General features: G+C 46.0%; 9 protein-coding genes. All 9 read left to right on the top strand.

Features of this window, described 5'->3' with window-relative positions:
• Positions 1 to 94 precede the first annotated feature (94 nt).
• Positions 95 to 2,065 carry a glycoside hydrolase family 97 protein gene (locus KVT36_RS23110; RefSeq protein ID WP_254640161.1) on the top strand — a complete coding sequence of 657 codons (1,971 nt, stop codon included), beginning with the start codon at positions 95 to 97 and terminating at the stop codon, positions 2,063 to 2,065.
• Positions 2,066 to 2,236: 171 nt separating this feature from the next.
• Positions 2,237 to 3,886 (top strand): alpha-L-fucosidase, encoded by a 1,650-nt coding sequence (locus tag KVT36_RS23105; RefSeq protein ID WP_217605817.1) that lies wholly within the window; start codon positions 2,237 to 2,239, stop codon positions 3,884 to 3,886.
• A gap of 128 nt (positions 3,887 to 4,014) precedes the next feature.
• A complete protein-coding gene (locus KVT36_RS23100) occupies positions 4,015 to 4,350 on the top strand; it encodes an L-rhamnose mutarotase (protein WP_217605816.1) in 336 nt (111 codons plus the stop codon).
• Between the two features lie 26 nt (positions 4,351 to 4,376).
• Complete coding sequence (locus tag KVT36_RS23095; protein WP_217605815.1) at positions 4,377 to 5,288, top strand: esterase family protein; 912 nt, start codon at positions 4,377 to 4,379, stop codon at positions 5,286 to 5,288.
• 343 nt (positions 5,289 to 5,631) lie between these two features.
• Positions 5,632 to 7,167, top strand: coding sequence for a glycoside hydrolase 43 family protein (locus KVT36_RS23090; protein WP_217605814.1), 1,536 nt, complete (start codon positions 5,632 to 5,634; stop codon positions 7,165 to 7,167).
• 155 nt (positions 7,168 to 7,322) lie between these two features.
• Positions 7,323 to 8,714 carry a sialate O-acetylesterase gene (locus tag KVT36_RS23085; RefSeq protein ID WP_217605813.1) on the top strand — a complete coding sequence of 464 codons (1,392 nt, stop codon included), beginning with the start codon at positions 7,323 to 7,325 and terminating at the stop codon, positions 8,712 to 8,714.
• A gap of 123 nt (positions 8,715 to 8,837) precedes the next feature.
• Positions 8,838 to 12,833, top strand: a complete 3,996-nt coding sequence (locus tag KVT36_RS23080; protein ID WP_217605812.1) for a hybrid sensor histidine kinase/response regulator transcription factor — start codon at positions 8,838 to 8,840, stop codon at positions 12,831 to 12,833.
• Between the two features lie 240 nt (positions 12,834 to 13,073).
• Complete coding sequence (locus KVT36_RS23075) at positions 13,074 to 14,225, top strand: endo-1,4-beta-xylanase (protein ID WP_217605811.1); 1,152 nt, start codon at positions 13,074 to 13,076, stop codon at positions 14,223 to 14,225.
• Between the two features lie 124 nt (positions 14,226 to 14,349).
• Entirely contained in the window at positions 14,350 to 17,451 is a 3,102-nt protein-coding gene (locus KVT36_RS23070) for a TonB-dependent receptor (protein WP_217605810.1), read from the top strand.
• The last annotated feature ends 9 nt before the right edge of the window (positions 17,452 to 17,460 follow it).

The raw sequence follows: 17,460 nt of genomic DNA, 5'->3' as shown, positions 1-17,460 counted from the left end.
CCCGGGAATGCTTCCAGCGAAGCATTCCCTGTTTCATGCATAGATGGATCGCCATAATAATTTTTGGATTTGATAAATTGTAAGTTATATAATTATGAAAATGAGATTTAAGAACACAATCCTTTTAGTTTGGCTCCTGACCGGCATGAATAGCTGGGGGGTTGGAATAACGGATCCTTTAAAAGCACAGCAGGTTGCTCAGGTACAAAGCCCGGATAAGTCTATTGTACTAAAGGTATCCTTATCCGCTTCAGGTGAAATTCAATACAGGATCCAGAAGTCCGGCGTGGATATCATTTACCCTTCGGCTTTAGGGCTGATGATGAAGGGGCATGATTTTACACAAGGCATGAAGCTGGTAACAGCATCAAAACCGGCACGTATAACAGACAGCTACCGGACGAAGAATGCAAAGAAAAGCAGCATTCTTTACCAGGCCAATCAGCTGGTGATGTCTTTTGCGAATAGTGAAAAAGAGAAAATGGATATTATTTTCCGGTTATCCAATGATGGAGTGGCTTTCCGGTACGGGTTTCCCTGGATAAAAGATAATGAAACGATCGTTAAAGAACATTCCTCATTTGCATTTGACAAGGGAACAAGAGCCTGGCTGCAGCCCATGAGTGAAGCAAAAACAGGCTTTGAGCATTGCCATCCCTCTTATGAAGAACATTATTTGCAGGATATTCCTGTTGGCACGGTATCGCCGTTGAAGTCAGGCTGGGTGTACCCTGCATTATTTAAAACAAAGGATACCTGGGTATTGATCACCGAAGCAGCGCTGGATGGTACTTATTGCGGTACAAGATTGATCAATGATTCTGCCTCGGCTGTTTATTCAATTGGCTTTGCCGATCCCAGAGAGGTATTTACAGGAAGGGGTTATTTACCGGAAAACAATAAGCCATGGCTTACACCCTGGCGTATTATTACAATTGGAAGTTTGAAAACAATTGCTGAATCAACATTGGGCACCGATCTGGCGCCGGCAGCAGTGTTAAAGGACACCTCTTTTGTAAAAACCGGAAAAGCCAGCTGGAGCTGGATCAATAGCAAGGATGACAACATCACCTTCAATGAACAAAAAAAATATATTGACTATGCCGCTGACATGCGCTGGCAATATTGCCTGATAGATGTAAACTGGGATACCAAGATAGGATATGATAAAATAGCTGAGCTGTCAGCGTATGCAAAACAAAAGAATATTGGATTGATATTATGGTACAATTCTGCGGGTGACTGGAACACGATCACTTATCATCCTAAAGACCTGTTGCTCACAAAAGAAGGAAGGGAAAAGGAATTTAACCGTTTGCAGGCAATGGGTATTAAGGGCGTAAAGATTGATTTCTTTGGTGGAGACGGCCGGAGTATGATCCAATACTACATTGACATTTTGAATGACGCTGCAAAATATAAGCTGCTTGTAAACTTTCACGGCGCTACATTGCCAAGAGGCTGGCAAAGAACCTATCCTCATCTTATGACAGCCGAAGCAATTTATGGCATGGAGATGGTAACATTTGACCAGAAAGCAGCCGATGTGCAAGCCAACCACTGCGCTATGCTGCCGTTCACCAGGAACGCATTTGACCCCATGGATTTTACACCCATGAACCTCACCGGGCTTACATCGTCTGATTGTACCAGGAGAACTACTCCCGCCTTTGAGCTGGCCCTTCCGGTTTTATTTTTATCGGGGATACAGCACTTTGCACAATCACCGGAAGGAATGCTGCAGGTACCCGCTGATGTGAAAGATTTTTTAAGAAAGCTTCCTGACAGCTGGGATGATGTAAGATTCCTGGAAGGATACCCAGGGAAATACGCTGTTATAGCCAGGCGAAGCGGCAAACGCTGGTATGTTGCCGGTATTAATGGAGATAAAGATGCAAAGAAAATAGCGCTTGACCTTACCTCATTTAAGAAAAGCCAGGTTACCCTGTTTACAGATGGTATAAAAGATGAGCTGTTTTCAAAAACAGTCCTGAACACGGCAAAGCAAAAGCAGCTTGATCTTACCTTAAATGCAAATAGTGGATTTGTAATGGTGCTTGAGTGATCTTAAAACAGGAAATAGTCGGTTTTGTATAAAAAAAAGTCCTATTCAGCTAAATGTTTAGTAAGTATTTAGCACTAAGTTTGATCTGCCGGCCATAATTATAAGCTGCAGGCTACTCTATACAGCGGTAGCGGTTGCCGGCCTGAACTGAAACAAGTAAAACTAAATTCCATGCAAAGAAGAACGCTGATAAAAGGTTTAGCCACGGGTCTGTCATCCCTATATCTATCTAATCTTTATGCACGCAACCTGTTAGCCTCCGGAACGGATCGTCCTATGGCTGCAGGCCCTTTCAAGCCCAGCTGGGATTCGCTGGCGCAGTACCAGGTACCGGAATGGTTCCGGGATGCAAAGTTTGGGATCTGGGCGCATTGGGGCCCGCAATGCCAGCCGGAACATGGCGACTGGTATGCCAGGGGCATGTACCAGGAAGGCAGCGACCATTATAAGTATCATTTACAGAAATACGGTCATCCCTCAAAATTTGGCTTTAAGGATGTGATAAACGAATGGAAGGCGGAGAGCTGGGATCCGCAGGAGCTGGTAGCCTTATACAAAAAAGCCGGCGCCAGGTATTTTATGGCCATGGCCAATCACCACGATAATTTTGATCTGTACGATAGTAAATATCAGCCCTGGAATGCTACTAAGCTGGGGCCTAAAAAAGATATCATTGGAGGCTGGGCAAAAGCAGCTAAGGAACAAGACCTGCCTTTTGGCGTAACGGTGCATGCCTCCCATGCCTGGACCTGGTATGAGGTGGCACAGCGTTCCGATAAAAGCGGCCCTTATGCAGGCGTTCCTTACGATGGTAAGCTCAAAAAAGCCGGCGGCAGCAACAAATGGTGGAATGGTTATGATCCGCAGCAGCTGTATGCGCAGGATCATGCTTTGAGCAAGGATAGCCTCAACGACAATAGCATGGGCGAGCATTGGTATTGGGGCAATGGCGCCAGCGTGCCTGATAAAGCTTACTGTGATAAATTTCTGAATCGTACCCTTGAGCTCATTGATAAATACGGCCCTGAGCTTGTTTATTTTGATGACAATGCGCTGCCGCTTTGGCCGGTAAGCGATGCAGGCTTAAAGATAGCGGCCCATTTATATAATACCAGTATAAAGAAACATGGAAAATTGCAGGCTGCCTTGTTTGGTAAGATGCTGAACGAGCAGCAGCGCAAATGTATGATATGGGATATTGAGCGCGGGCAAAGCAACCAGATAGAACCCTTGCCCTGGCAAACGGATACTTGTATCGGTGGCTGGCATTACGACCGCCGCGTGTTTGATAACAAAAGCTATAAAAGCGCTAAAACAGTAGTGCATACCCTGGCCGATGTGGTAAGCAAGAACGGTAATCTTTTACTGAATATTCCAGTACGTGGAAATGGTACTATAGACAGTGAAGAGCGTACCGTAGTAGAGGAAGTGGCCGCATGGATGCAGGTGAACAGCGAGGCTATTTACAGTACCCGTCCCTGGAAAGTATTTGGGGAAGGGCCGGCCATGGAATCAGTTGTAGCTTTAAGCGCACAGGGTTTTAACGAAGGAAAAGGCAAGCCGTTTGAAGCAGCAGATATTCGTTTTACCACAAAAGGCAAAACACTTTATGCAGTTATGTTAGGCTGGCCGGAAGATAAAGCTGCTTTGGTTAAAACACTGGCTGCAAATGACCAGGTGGGAAAGGTAAGCCGGGTAAGCCTGCTGGGAAATGACAGCCTGAACTTTCAGCAAACGGCTGAAGGATTGAAGGTACAGCTGCCGGAACAGCCGCCCTGTAAAAATGCGTTTGTACTGAAAATTGAAGGAGCTATCGTATAAATGTTCAAGACCCATTGTCCTTACGGACAAAGCAGGTGACCGAGCAGGTAAAATGATTCATGATTTTACCCAGCTGGTCACCTGACTGGTCCTATGCTGCCAGCTACTTATAAACATTAAATAGAAATATGAAAAGATACTGTTTGGCCCTTGATCTGAAAGATGATCCCCAGCTGATAGCAGAATATGAATATTGGCACAAAGCAGAAAATGGCTGGCCCGAAATTAAAAGGAGCATTCTTGATGCGGGCATCACGGAAATGCAGATCTATAGAACGGGTAATCGTTTAATGATGATCATGGAAACCAATGACCAGTTTAATGCCGCCGCAAAAGCAGCTGCAGATGCTGCTAATCCTAAAGTGCAGGAATGGGAGCGGTTAATGTGGAAGTTCCAGCAACCTTTACCCTGGGCCAAAGAAGGAGAGAAGTGGATACTGATGGAGCAGATCTTTCAGCTTTAAAGGATTAACGGGAAAAATTTAACGTTATGAAAAGTAAAATGAGTAACAGGTATTTATTCATTTCGATTGTACTTATTATTGCCAGTCATGTATGCCAGGCACAAACAGATCCGGTTTCATTTAAAGGGGACACTATACCCACTTTTCCTGATCCACCTGCCGGGTATAATGCGCAGCGTAATAATGTGCCCCACGGAAAATTAACAGTAGTTCAGTATGACTCAAAAGCGGCCGGAAAACTTCGGGAAATGAGCGTGTATAAGCCTCCGGGATATTCTGCTGACAGGAAATATCCTGTGTTATACCTGTTGCATGGTTTAGGGCAGGACTATCGTCAATGGACTGAATGGTGTCAGGCAGATAACATTGCAGATAACCTGATTGCAGACGGTAAAATACAGCCTGTGGTAATGGTTTTTCCCAACTGCGATGCTAAGCTCACTGTAACAGACACGTCGGCTGCCAGCCGTTCCGGGAGAGCAGATAATTTTGAAGGTTACGGAAAACCATTTGAAGAGGATCTATTGAAAGCTATAATTCCCTACATTGATTCACATTATTCCACTATCAGTGATCCTGAACACCGTGCATTGGCAGGTTTGTCAATGGGCGGCGGGCAGTCGTTAAACATAGGCTTGTATCATCCTGAAACGTTTGCCTATGTAGGTGGATTTTCTTCTGCGCCTAATACAAATCAGTTTGGCAATATGTATACAGACGTTCGGTTTATTCCGGATATTAAAGCTGCCCGGGTAAAGTTGAAGCTGCTATGGATAGGATGTGGGAATAAAGATGGTCTTTGGCGGATCAGTGAAAAGGCCCATCTGTACCTTAACGAAATTAGCTTTCCCCACGTTTGGAATGCAGACACGAATGGCCATGACAATATGGAGTGGGACCGTAACCTGTATCTGTTTTCACAGCATATTTTTAAATAGGAGCAAGGAATAGTTTATTATTATACGGCCACTGCATCACTTCTTTTTCAATAATAAGTACACAGATGAAAATTGTAAAAGCACTTGGTGCGCTCGCATTCTGCCGATGGTAAGGCATGGAAGAATTGTGGGGAACATCAGCAGCTTGTCGTGGAATCGCCGCATACTGATAAACTGGATATTAAAGCCCGTTATTTACGGCTGAGGATCTTAAGTGGCGTCAATGGTATCTGGGAATGGCATATTTATTAAAAACTATACGATATTATTTAAGATGGTTCATCTCAGATTTTTATCGCTCTTGTTTTGTTGGCAATTGCTAAGTGTATGTTCAATAGCCCAAATGCATGGAAGCTGGGGCGACCAGGGGAATGGAACCTATGCTAATCCTGTGCTGCCGGCAGATTACAGCGATCTTGATGCCATACGTGTGGGGGAGGATTATTACGCCATATCCTCTACCATGCAATTTTCGCCCGGCATGGTAGTGCTTCATTCCAGGGATCTCATAAACTGGGAAATTATTGGTCATGTAGTGGATGATCTCACACGCATTAGCCCGGAATTGAACTGGGACCGGATGAATTGTTATGGCAAGGGTATTTGGGCGGGTTCCATCAGGTATTATAAGAACAAGTTCTGGGTGTATTTCGGTACACCGGATGATGGATTTTTTATGAGTACCGCCGCCAATCCCGCAGGCCCTTGGGAACCTGTTCATCAATTATGGAAAGTAAATGGCTGGGATGACTGTTGTTCGTTTTGTGATGACGATGGCCAGCTTTATTTTGTTGCTACTAATTTTGCAGTTGATCCAAAGAACGGAAGAAAGTACAATATTCATTTATTTAAAATGGCGCCTGATGGAAGAAGTCTCATCATGGAGTCTGATTCCATCATACATCAATCCAATGGAAGTGAGGCAAATAAGCTTTATAAGATCAACGGACTGTATTACCACTATTTCAGCGAAGTGAAGCCCGAAGGCCGCGTGATCATGATGGAGCGTTCAAAGAGCTTGTACGGTCCCTGGGAAATAAGGCAGTTAAATCATGTTGATCAAAAACTTGACAGAGAGCCCAACCAGGGTGGATTACTGCAAACACCGGCAGGCGAATGGTATTTTCTCACCCACCATGGCAGTGGTGATTGGGAAGGACGTCCGGCCAGCCTTTTACCTGTTCACTGGACCGGGGGGTGGCCGGTTATTGGAGAACCAGGCGCCGGGGCAATAGGCCGCATGGTTTGGACGGGTAAAAAACCTATATCCGGTAAGAGAAAAAATTCCATTCAAAGCAGTGATGAGTTCAATACCGGAAAACTAAATGTTCAGTGGGAATGGAACTATCAGCCACGGGCCGGTAAATGGTCTTTAACAGAACGCAGCGGTTTTCTCCGGTTGTATGCTTTTACGCCCATTCATTCAAACAAACAGGGTAACATTATACTTAGGGCCGGAAACACGCTCACGCAACGCAGCATGCGTACGCCTGCCAATGTAGCAACCGTAAGGATCGGCCTTAGCCGTATGGCGGATAGCCAGTTCAGCGGATTAACACATTTTTCAACCACCAGCCATAGCTTATTTGGAGTCAAACAGGAAAATGGGATACGGACCCTGGTGTATGACAACAATGGAAAGGATACTTCAGGTATCAGGATCAATGGAAGAACGGTCTGGCTCCGGTCAACATGGGATGCGAATGGAGTGAGTCATTATGCTTTTAGTACGGATGGTGAGTCTTACCAATCTTTTGGAAGCACCTATCAGCTGACCTGGGGCAGCTACCGGGGAGACCGTATCGGGATTTTCAATTTTAATGCCAAAGAAGATAAGGGATCCGTGGATGTTGACTGGTTTCGATATGATTATAAGTAATGACAAAATTCAAATACAAATATAGAACAGCATGAAATTTAAGATCCTTGGTCTTTTATTGCCGGTTTTCATTAGTAGTGTACTATTTGGGCAATAAAATAGGCAGCTGAACCCGCCATGTATTATATTTAATTCCTGATTTATTAAACACGATTATGAACAAACTCCTCTTTTACAGCATAACACTGCTATTGCCTGCAGCACTTCATGCCACAATCAGGTTGCCCGCGCTCGTTGGCAGCAACATGGTGTTACAGCAAAACGACAGTGTAAATATCTGGGGATGGGCAAACCCTTCAGAAAAAGTTACGGTATTTACAGGCTGGGATAACAGAACAACGACGGTCACCACCAGCGGTGATGCAAAGTGGACTTTAAAAGTACATACACCGGCAGCAGGAGGCCCTTATGAAATAAGACTGAAAGGATCCAATGAGATTGTATTGAAGAATATCCTGATCGGAGAAGTATGGCTGTGTTCAGGGCAATCTAACATGGAATACAGCTACTATAACGGCATCCGGCAGATAGCAGCCGAGCTGCCTGTTTGCAGCAACAATAATATCCGGTTCTTTAACATCCCTAAAACTACGGCTCCATATTTCCAGGATGACTGTCATGCAAGCTGGGAAGTATGCGACAGCAACAGCCTGAAACCCTTCAGTGCAGTGGGATACTTTTTCGGATCAAAACTACAGAGATCTTTGGGAGTACCGGTTGGACTGATCAATGCCAGCTGGGGAGGAACACCGGCTGAAGTATGGGCTCCGGAACATCTTGTAACAGGTGAACCGCAGCTTTCTGCAGCTGCCGCTAAGTTACAGCCTGCTGCCTGGTGGCCCATTAAGCCAGGTTATGCTTATAATGCTATGATAGCTCCTCTTATCAATTTCAACATAAAGGGAGTGATCTGGTACCAGGGAGAAGCCAATGTGAACACTGCGGATTCCTATACACCATTGTTCACCGGCATGATAAAAGCATGGCGGGATGCATGGCATAAACAGCTGCCATTTTACTATGTGCAGATAGCGCCGTTCACCTACGATAAGGAAAACCAGGCTGCACTGCTTCGTGAGGCGCAGGCGCGCAGCAGCGCTCTTGCGGGAACAGGTATGGTAGTAGTAGCCGACGTTACAGAAAATGTGAAAGATATTCACCCACAGGATAAAAGAACAGTTGGCAACAGGCTTGCCAATTGGGCGCTAGGGGAGAACTATGGTAAAACAGGATTTACCTGGAAAAGTCCGGTATTCAAAGAAATGAGCATCAGCAAAAACAAGGCAGTGCTGCGTTTCAGCAATGTGCCTGCTTCTCTGAAGATCAATGGCAAAACACCCGCAGCCTTGTATATAGCCGGAGCAGACCATGTTTTCCATGAAGCATCCGCGAAGGTAGAAAAAGATGCAGTGATCGTTTGGAGTAAACAAGTAGAGAAACCTGAAGCGGTGAGATACGGTTTCTCCAATACCGGTATCGGTAATATCTTTTCTTCAGAAGGTTTACCTGTTGTACCTTTCCGTACTGATAACTGGCCGGCCAATTAGTCCATTAATTTACACCCTATTGTGAGGTATATTGCTTCTATATTATGTTTGGTTTTCCTCCGGCAGGTTGCTTTTCCTCAGCAAAGCGATCTTAGCTTCGTTAATTTCAGTAGTACAGATGGCATGTCTTCCAATACCGTCACTGCCATACTAAAGGACCGGTACGGCTATATGTGGTTTGGTACGGACGATGGGCTTAATAAATTTGATGGTACTAATTTTACGGTTTACAGGCATAAAGACGGTGATACGTCCAGCATTGGCGCTAATTCAATACTAGCCATACATGAAGACCGTTCCGGCAATCTTTGGGTGGGTACAGCCAATATAGTATCTCTTTACAACCGCCGTAAGAATTCCTTTATTAATTATAAGATCACACTGGGTAATACCGCGCGTGCGCTTTTCAGCGATCATCTGGGTTACCTGTGGGTGGGTAGTTATTATGGCCTGTTTAAATTTGATCCGCGCACAGGAAAAACAGTCCGCTACAGTGCTGATCCCGGCACATCGGGGCAGCTATCTTCAAACGTTATTACCAGCGTGTATGAAGACAGCCGGCAGCGGTTATGGATAGGCGGGAACTCAGGCCTGTACCTATATCAAAGGAATACTGATGATTTCAAACATTTTGTACATAACCCGGCAGACTCGCTATCTATTCCTGACAATTCGATAAAGGTAATAGCAGAAGATCATAACGGTAACCTGTGGATTGGGAGCAATGACGGTGGTTTAAGCATGTTGCTGCCTGACGGAAAAGGATTCCGGAATTACAGCTATAGTAAAACAGATAATCAAACCTTAAGCAGCAACCGGGTTTTGGCAATTACACCGGAAAATGCAAACCGCTTATGGGTTGGCACAGAGGAAGGGCTGAATATCTTTGATCTGCAGAAAAAAACATCGTACCGGGTGGAACATGATGTCAGGAACAGGTATAGTTTGCATGGTAAATCTGTCCGGAGCATTTTCATAGACGGGCATGGCATTTACTGGGTGGGGACATACCAGGGCGGTGTCAGCAAGTATGATAAGAACCTCACTTTCTTTAACCTCCGGCAAAGCGACCCTTTTGATCCCAGGGGATTAACAGCTCCAATTGTAACTTCTTTTGCTGAAGACAGAAATGGCGATATCTATGTTGGAACGGATGGTGGGGGTATTAACCTGTATCATAGAAGCACAGGTATGTTTGACCATCCTGTGTTCTATACCCGCGATCAGGGCAAACCGCCGGCAGTGCTTGCATTGGAATGTGCAGATGGGGAGCTTTGGATCGGCACTTTTATGCAGGGAATATATGTGCTTAATATGCAAACCGGCAGGGTGCGGCATTATATGAAAGGCGATGGTCCGGAAGACCTTTCCGGTAACGATATTTTTTGTATTAAAAAGGATAGCAGGGGAAATATCTGGATCGGCACTAACGGAGAGGGGGTAAACGTTTACGATCCTGTATCACGAAAATTCCAAAGGTTTGATACGGGCCGTAAGTATCCGGAGGATATTAAAGTGCTCTCCCGGGGATTCATCCGGGCCATTGAAGAAGATAGATCCGGTAATATATGGGTTGGTACGCTGGGAGCCGGAATAGTTGTGTTTAATCCATTTCTTGATAAGGCCACGATCCTTAACCGCTTTAACAGTGGTTTGCAGGCGGATGATGTGCAGGCCATCTATGCCGGCGAAAACGGCCGGATCTGGGTGGGCACGCCAGGCGGCGGACTATGCCTGTATGATACTACCACAAAAAAGTTTATCCGCTATGCTGAACAGGAGGGAATATCAAATGCTGTTATCTATAAAATACTGGAAGATGATGTTTCCAGGGTGTGGGTCAGCACGAATAAGGGCATCAGCAGTTTTGACCTGCAAACCAGGAGGTTCAAAAACTATTTTTATTATAACGGTTTGCAGCGCAGTACGTTCAGCCTGGGGGCAGGTTTGAAAACCAGCAACGGAGAGTTGTTCTTTGGCGGCCTGGATGGGTTTAATTACTTCAATCCCAAGGCCTTGAACTATAACAGGAATGTGCCCAGGATTGTGCTTACCGATCTGAAGATTGCCAACAGCTCAGTGATACCGGGCAATAAAACAGCCATCAAAGAGCATATTTCAGTGGCTGATGAGATCAGGCTGGACTACAAGCAGAACTTTTCAATTGACTTTACGACCCTGAATTATACGGCGCCGCAGGAAAGCAGGTATTCCTACATGCTGCAGGGTTTTGACAGAACCTGGAATGAGGTAGGTGCTTCCCGGACTGCGGTATTTTCCAATTTAAGCCCGGGCGAATATGTGTTCCGCGTAAAAGCAAGTAGCGACGATGGTTCATGGACTACAGAAGAAGCAACCATTAATATATATGTCAGGCCGCCTTTCTGGCTTACCATATACGCCTATATTTTCTATGTGCTGGCAGTGGTTCTTATTTTATGGGCATTGCGGTACCGCGGCATCCGGAAATTGAAAAATAAGTTTGCGCTTGAGCAGGAACGTCTTCAGATAAGGCAGGCCCTGGAGCTGGAAAGGAGAGAGGCTGAGCGGCAGCGCGAATTTGAACAGGTTAAGATTAAATATCTCACCAATTTAAGCCATGAGTTCCGGACACCGGTTTCCCTGATCGTTGCCCCGGTTGAAAAGCTGATCCAGCAGGAGGAATGCCCTGAAAAACTGGGACAGCTTAATCTCCTGAAGCGCAATGCCCGGAGGCTTTTGAACCTGGTGAACCAGCTGCTGGATTTCCGTAAGCTCGAAGAGCAGGAGCAAAAGCTTAATCTTACAGACGGCGACATAGTATCCTTTATAGGAGAGGTGGTGGAGTCATTTAAAGATATCTCTGAACGCAGGCAGATCAGTTTCTCCTTTGCAAGTACGCTAAGCCGCTTCTATACGAGTTTTGACCGGGATAAAATCGAGCGGATATTGTTTAATCTGTTGTCAAACGCCTTTAAATTCACGCCGAAAGGCGGCCAGATATCGCTGACTGTTGAGCAGGACCCGGCTTTGGGGCTCAGGGTCGTGGTAACGGACACCGGCATTGGCATGACACCGGAAGTTCAGGAAAAGATCTTTACCCGCTTTTTCCAGGGCGACGTTGATTCAGCCATCCTGAACCAGGGCAGCGGTATTGGCCTTTCCATTATCCTGGAGTTTGTGAAAATGCATGGAGGTTCGGTAAATGTTGAAAGTATACCCGGGAAAGGGAGCACTTTCACGGTGCTGTTACCTTTGGAGCAGATACACGAACAAGTTGATGAAATAGAGCCAGGTGAACATTTTGAGCCCGATGGTCAGCCCGGAGTAGCTACTGCTTTGGTACAGGATGCTGCCGCTCCTGCCGCTGAAAGGCTAACAGTCCTGCTGATCGAGGATAATGACGATTTCCGTTATTATCTGAAGGATAATTTAAAGACTTTTTACAAAATAGTAGAGGCCTCAGATGGGAAAGAAGGATGGCAGAAAGTACTTTCTGCACATCCCCAGGTGATTGTAAGTGACATTAATATGCCCTATATGGATGGTATCCAGCTAAGCCGGAAAATCAGATCCGACAAAAGAACCAGCCATATCCCCATTATCCTGCTAACAGCCCTGACTGGCGATGCTTCCCGGCTCAAGGGACTGGAAACAGGCGCAAGCGACTACCTCACCAAGCCGTTTAATTTTGATATACTAAATGTTAAGATCAGGAACCTGCTGCGGTTGAACCAAAGCCTGAAGGATACCTACACCCGCCAGTTAAAAGTAGTGATACCGGCAGCCGAGGTGGAATTGGAAGACGAGAAATTCCTGCTGAAAGTTATACAGTATATTGAGGCCAATGTGAATAGTGACCATTTAACCGTTGAAGAGTTAAGCAAACACCTTTTTATGAGCCGTGCCTCATTATACAATAAGGTGTTGCAATTAACAGGGGAAACTCCGGTAGAATATATCCGGTCCATTAAGCTGAATAAGGCAGCCGACCTTTTGGAAAACAGCGATATGAAAATTGCGCAGATCGGGTATGCTGTCGGATTTTCCACGCCCAATTATTTTACCCGGGCTTTCAAAGCTAAATTCAACCTTTTGCCTTCCGAATACCAGTTATTAAAAAAACGGCCTGCCAGTTAAGATGCCCCTCAGATATCGTGTTGATATGTGATGTATTTTTTATTTATTATCTGCTTTTAATCAGATAAATTTCTCCCACCCCCAAAAAGAAAATACCTGTTTAAACATTTGTGCCATTCATTTTTACAAATCAACCATCGCTCCTGCAGGGGACAGGGTACATTAGCCACGATATTAGAACCACAGCTTCCACGTATGTGAACGGACATTTTCCACGTGTTAATAATAACTGATCTACCAATGAAAAAAGTCAGACGATGCATTCTGCTTGTTTGTTTGCTGCCGGTTATCGTATTCCCCATCAGGCTGCCCGCGCAGCAGGCGATAACCGGAAAGACACCTTCCCTAAAGGAGGTTTTTAAGGACGATTTTGTCATCGGCACAGCCCTGAACAGAACACAGATCGAAGAAAGAGATCCATTGGCCGCTGCCTTCATTCCCCGGCAGTTTAGTGCCTTCACTCCGGAAAATGACATGAAGGCTGTCATGATACATCCGCAATGGGGTACCTACAACTTTTCGGAGGCCGATAAAATTATAGCATATAGCCAAAAGCACCACATGCGGATCAACGGCCATACACTGATATGGCATAGCCAGCTCCCTGTGTTTGTGCGCCGGATGCAGGATAAGGATTCACTGCACCGCTTTTTTGTAGAACATATCAGTACCATCGCTTCCCGGTATAAGGGAAAAGTATACTCCTGGGATGTAGTAAATGAAGCCTTGAATGAAGATGGTACAATGCGTAATTCTATTTTCCGGGAAAAGCTGGGAGAAGATTATGTGGTGGAAGCGTTTAAACTGGCACAACAGGCAGCGCCGGGTACCATGCTCTATTACAACGATTATAACATTGAAAGACCGGAGAAAAGAGCCGGCGCTATAACACTTGTGAAAAAGATACAGGCTGCCGGTGTGCGTATTGACGGTATTGGGATACAGGGACACTGGCATATTGATCAGGTACCCCTGAAAGATATTGAGCAAAGCATCCTTGAATTTTCATCTTTAGGTGTTAAGGTCATGTTTACGGAGCTGGATATAAGCGTATTGCCGGATCCAATTGGTTCCAATGGAGCAGATATAAGTCAGAATACAGCCTATAATGCGGCCTTGAACCCCTATGTAAATGGCCTGCCCGATTCTTTGCAGAGCAAGCTTGCCGGAAGCTATGAAGATTTATTCCGGTTATTTCTGAAGTATAAAAACAAGATCAGCCGCATCACCTTTTGGGGCGTAAATGATGGAAACTCATGGCTAAATAACTGGCCTGTACGCGGAAGAACAAACTATCCATTGTTGTTTGACAGGCATTTCAATCCCAAACCTGCTTTTTATAAAGTGATTGCAACCAAAACCAGGAATACAGACAGGACAGCGTCCCATTAACAGCCAGCTTCTTATACCGGGATCTATATTTTAAAAATGAAATAAAACCACGATTATGAAAACTTCGGTTACGCACAGTTTACAAAAAGCGTTAACCTTCCACAGGTTATTATTGGGGAGAACGATGCTTGCCGTTCTATTTGTTGTTGGAACAGCATCCTTTGCATTTGCGCAGAACATAACCGTTAGCGGGCGCATTACCAGCAGTGACGGGGCAGGTATTCCCGGCGCCAGCATCCAGATAAAAGGCACCAGAACGGGCGTCAACAGTGACAATGAAGGCTTCTTTAAGGTCATTGCTCCTGCCAGCGGAACCCTGATGATCTCCTCGGTGGGGTTTGCTCCCCTGGAAGTAGCCATTAACCGCCAGACAACGGTTAATGTTACATTAAGATCTGCTGTTGCCGATCTGGAACAAGTAGTTGTAATTGGCTATGGTACGGCTAAAAAGAAAGATGTAACGGGGGCTACGGTTTCCGTTAAGGGAGAGACATTAAGGGAAGTAGGCGCGCCTAATGTTTATAACCAGCTGCAGGGAAGGGCCGCAGGTATCGACATTGTAAACAACAGTTCAAGCATAGGCGCAGGCGGCGAGATCAGGATCCGGGGCAACCGCTCGCTGGCATCCAGCTCAACCGCCAATAATACTCAGAATGGTCCCTTACTGGTGGTGGATGGTATACCGCTTTCCGGCGGCAGCATTAATGATATTAATCCTAATGATATTGCAACGATTGATGTCTTGAAAGATGCTTCTGCCACGGCTATATATGGCTCCCGTGGATCAGGCGGGGTTATTATCATTACCACCAGGAGAGGCAAGCCAGGTAAACCGGTTACCAGCTACGACGGTTATGTGGGCATTTCACAGGCTATGGACACCTACCGCCTCTTCAACGGCCAGGAATACGCGGCTTTCAAAGATGCCGCCAAGCAAGGGCAGCCCAACCCGGCAAATCCTCATCCCAATGCGCTTACGCCCATTGAACAGGAAAACCTGGCGAAGGGCATTAGCACGGACTGGCAGAAGCTGTTGCTGCAAACCGCCATGCGAACAGATCATAATATCAATGTTGCAGGCGGAAATGAAACAACACTGTACAGCTTTGGATTTGGCGTTTTCCGGGAAACAGGCATTATTCCGGATCAACGTTTTGATCGCGGTTCAATGCATATTGCCATTGACCATAAGGTAAGTAAACGTATAAAGATCGGGTTAACCAGCACCAATACAATGAGCTGGGCCAATCGGGTCAACACCAGCGCCTATGGCTCGGCAACCAGGTTAAGCCCACTGTACCTGCCCTATAACGCCGATGGCAGCATCAATTTGCAGCCTGCTATCCAGCAGTCCAATGACGGCAACCAGATAAGCCCGCTTACTGCTATCGGTAATAATGATAAGATTAAAGCACGTACACGCCGCTTCCGTACATTGAATAATGTATATGGAGAAGTGGAGATCATTGACGGCCTGAAATTCAGGTCAAGCCTGGCCCTGGATTGGATCCAGACAATGAACAACAACTATAACGGTCCCGGAACAGTGTTCAATACCAACCTTACTACCGCCGGCGCAACACTAAGCCAGTCAAACGATGAAACATGGAGTTATACGGTTGATAATTCGCTTACCTATGAGAAGACCTTTGCCGGAAAACATAAGGTACAGGCAACGGCTTTACATGAAGTGGTGAAGAACTTTAATCAGAGCCAGCAATTTAATGGGCAGGGAGTGCCTGCAGACTATATCCAGGACTATAATTTCCAGCTAGCCAATTCGCTGACCGCCAACTCATCCGGCTACAGTGAGCGCGGGCTGCTGTCTTATATGGGACGGGTGTTCTATGCTTATGACGACCGCTATATGCTGACCGCTACGGTCAGAACAGACGGTGCTTCTGTACTGGCGCCCGGTAACCAATGGTTCACCTATCCTGCATTATCCGTTGGCTGGAACATCAGCAACGAAAAATTTATGCATAATGCAACATGGATCAGTAACCTCAAGTTAAGGGCAGGGTGGGGTGTAAGCTCCAACCAGACTATTGCTCCATATACAACCATAGGGAGCCTTACATCTAGTTTCTACAACTATGGCGAGGGTACTTCGCCCAATACCAACTTTGTATCCGGTTACCTGATCAACACACTTCCCAACCCGCATCTTACCTGGGAATCTACGAGGGGATATAATATAGGCCTGGACTTTGGATTGTTCAATGACCGTATAAGCGGCGCTGTTGAGTATTATAATGTAAATACCAGGGATATCCTGTTAAGCAAGGAGCTGCCGCGAAGCAGGGGAGCCAATTCTGTGCTGGTTAACCAGGGTAAAACAGCAGGCCATGGCCTGGAGCTGACACTGAGCAGCCTGAATATAAAAGGCAGGACAGGATTTACCTGGAATACAGACCTGAACTTTTCCATGTCCCGGGAAAAAATTGTTGCGCTGCAGCCGGGTTTAACACAGGACATTGGTAATGGCTGGTACGTAGGGCAGCCCCTGACCGTAATTTATGACGTAAAAAAGACCGGTATATGGCAGCTTGGCGAAAAAGCAGATGCTGCCAGATACGGCGCAGCACCGGGCGATATCAAGATCCAGGACGTTAACGGTAATGGAACCATTGGCGCGGAAGACCGGCAGGTGATCGGCAATTTTCAGCCGGATTTTGTCTTTGGCTTCAATAACCGTTTTGCATATAAAAACTTTGACCTGAACATTGTCACCTTTGGGCGTATAGGCCAGACCGTAGTGGTTACCTATCTGACCGCGGACGGTGGTGCGGCCGGCTATCCTTTCTTCATGAACAGCCGCGTTAACCAGTATAAGGTGGATTACTGGACACCTGATAATCCTACCAATGCCTTTCCTCAGCCCGATGCAAGCCGGGATGCGCTGCAATACACGTCCGCTTTGTCTTACCGGGACGGTTCATTTATTAAAATAAGGACCATCACCCTTGGATACAGCTTTCCGTCGAAAATTACAAACAAGATAGGCCTTAGTTCGCTGCGCTTATACCTGGCCGCGCAAAATCCGTTCATCCTCTGGGCCCCGCTTGTACATGACGGGCTTGGGATAGATCCGGAAGGAAATGGCAATGGCAATGCGGTAGGTTCCACCGCAGGAGGAACGCCGGTAGTAGCGCGGGCCATTACTGTAGGAATGGGCGCACCTCCTACGCGCCAGTATATGTTTGGTGTTAACGTGAAATTTTAATCTTAAAAC

The sequence above is a fragment of the Chitinophaga sp. GbtcB8 genome, assembly GCF_019091455.1.
Taxonomy (GTDB): domain Bacteria; phylum Bacteroidota; class Bacteroidia; order Chitinophagales; family Chitinophagaceae; genus Chitinophaga.
The sequence above is the reverse complement of the archived record's forward strand: the minus strand, read 5'-3'. Positions and strand labels throughout refer to the sequence as shown.

Coding starts and splice junctions, on each gene's coding strand:
- KVT36_RS23080 (WP_217605812.1), top strand. CDS start 8,838: ATGTCTTCCAATACCGTCACTGCCATACTAAAGGACCGGTACGGCTAT.
- KVT36_RS23100 (WP_217605816.1), top strand. CDS start 4,015: ATGAAAAGATACTGTTTGGCCCTTGATCTGAAAGATGATCCCCAGCTG.
- KVT36_RS23070 (WP_217605810.1), top strand. CDS start 14,350: ATGCTTGCCGTTCTATTTGTTGTTGGAACAGCATCCTTTGCATTTGCG.
- KVT36_RS23095 (WP_217605815.1), top strand. CDS start 4,377: ATGAAAAGTAAAATGAGTAACAGGTATTTATTCATTTCGATTGTACTT.
- KVT36_RS23090 (WP_217605814.1), top strand. CDS start 5,632: ATGCATGGAAGCTGGGGCGACCAGGGGAATGGAACCTATGCTAATCCT.
- KVT36_RS23105 (WP_217605817.1), top strand. CDS start 2,237: ATGCAAAGAAGAACGCTGATAAAAGGTTTAGCCACGGGTCTGTCATCC.
- KVT36_RS23085 (WP_217605813.1), top strand. CDS start 7,323: ATGAACAAACTCCTCTTTTACAGCATAACACTGCTATTGCCTGCAGCA.
- KVT36_RS23110 (WP_254640161.1), top strand. CDS start 95: ATGAAAATGAGATTTAAGAACACAATCCTTTTAGTTTGGCTCCTGACC.
- KVT36_RS23075 (WP_217605811.1), top strand. CDS start 13,074: ATGAAAAAAGTCAGACGATGCATTCTGCTTGTTTGTTTGCTGCCGGTT.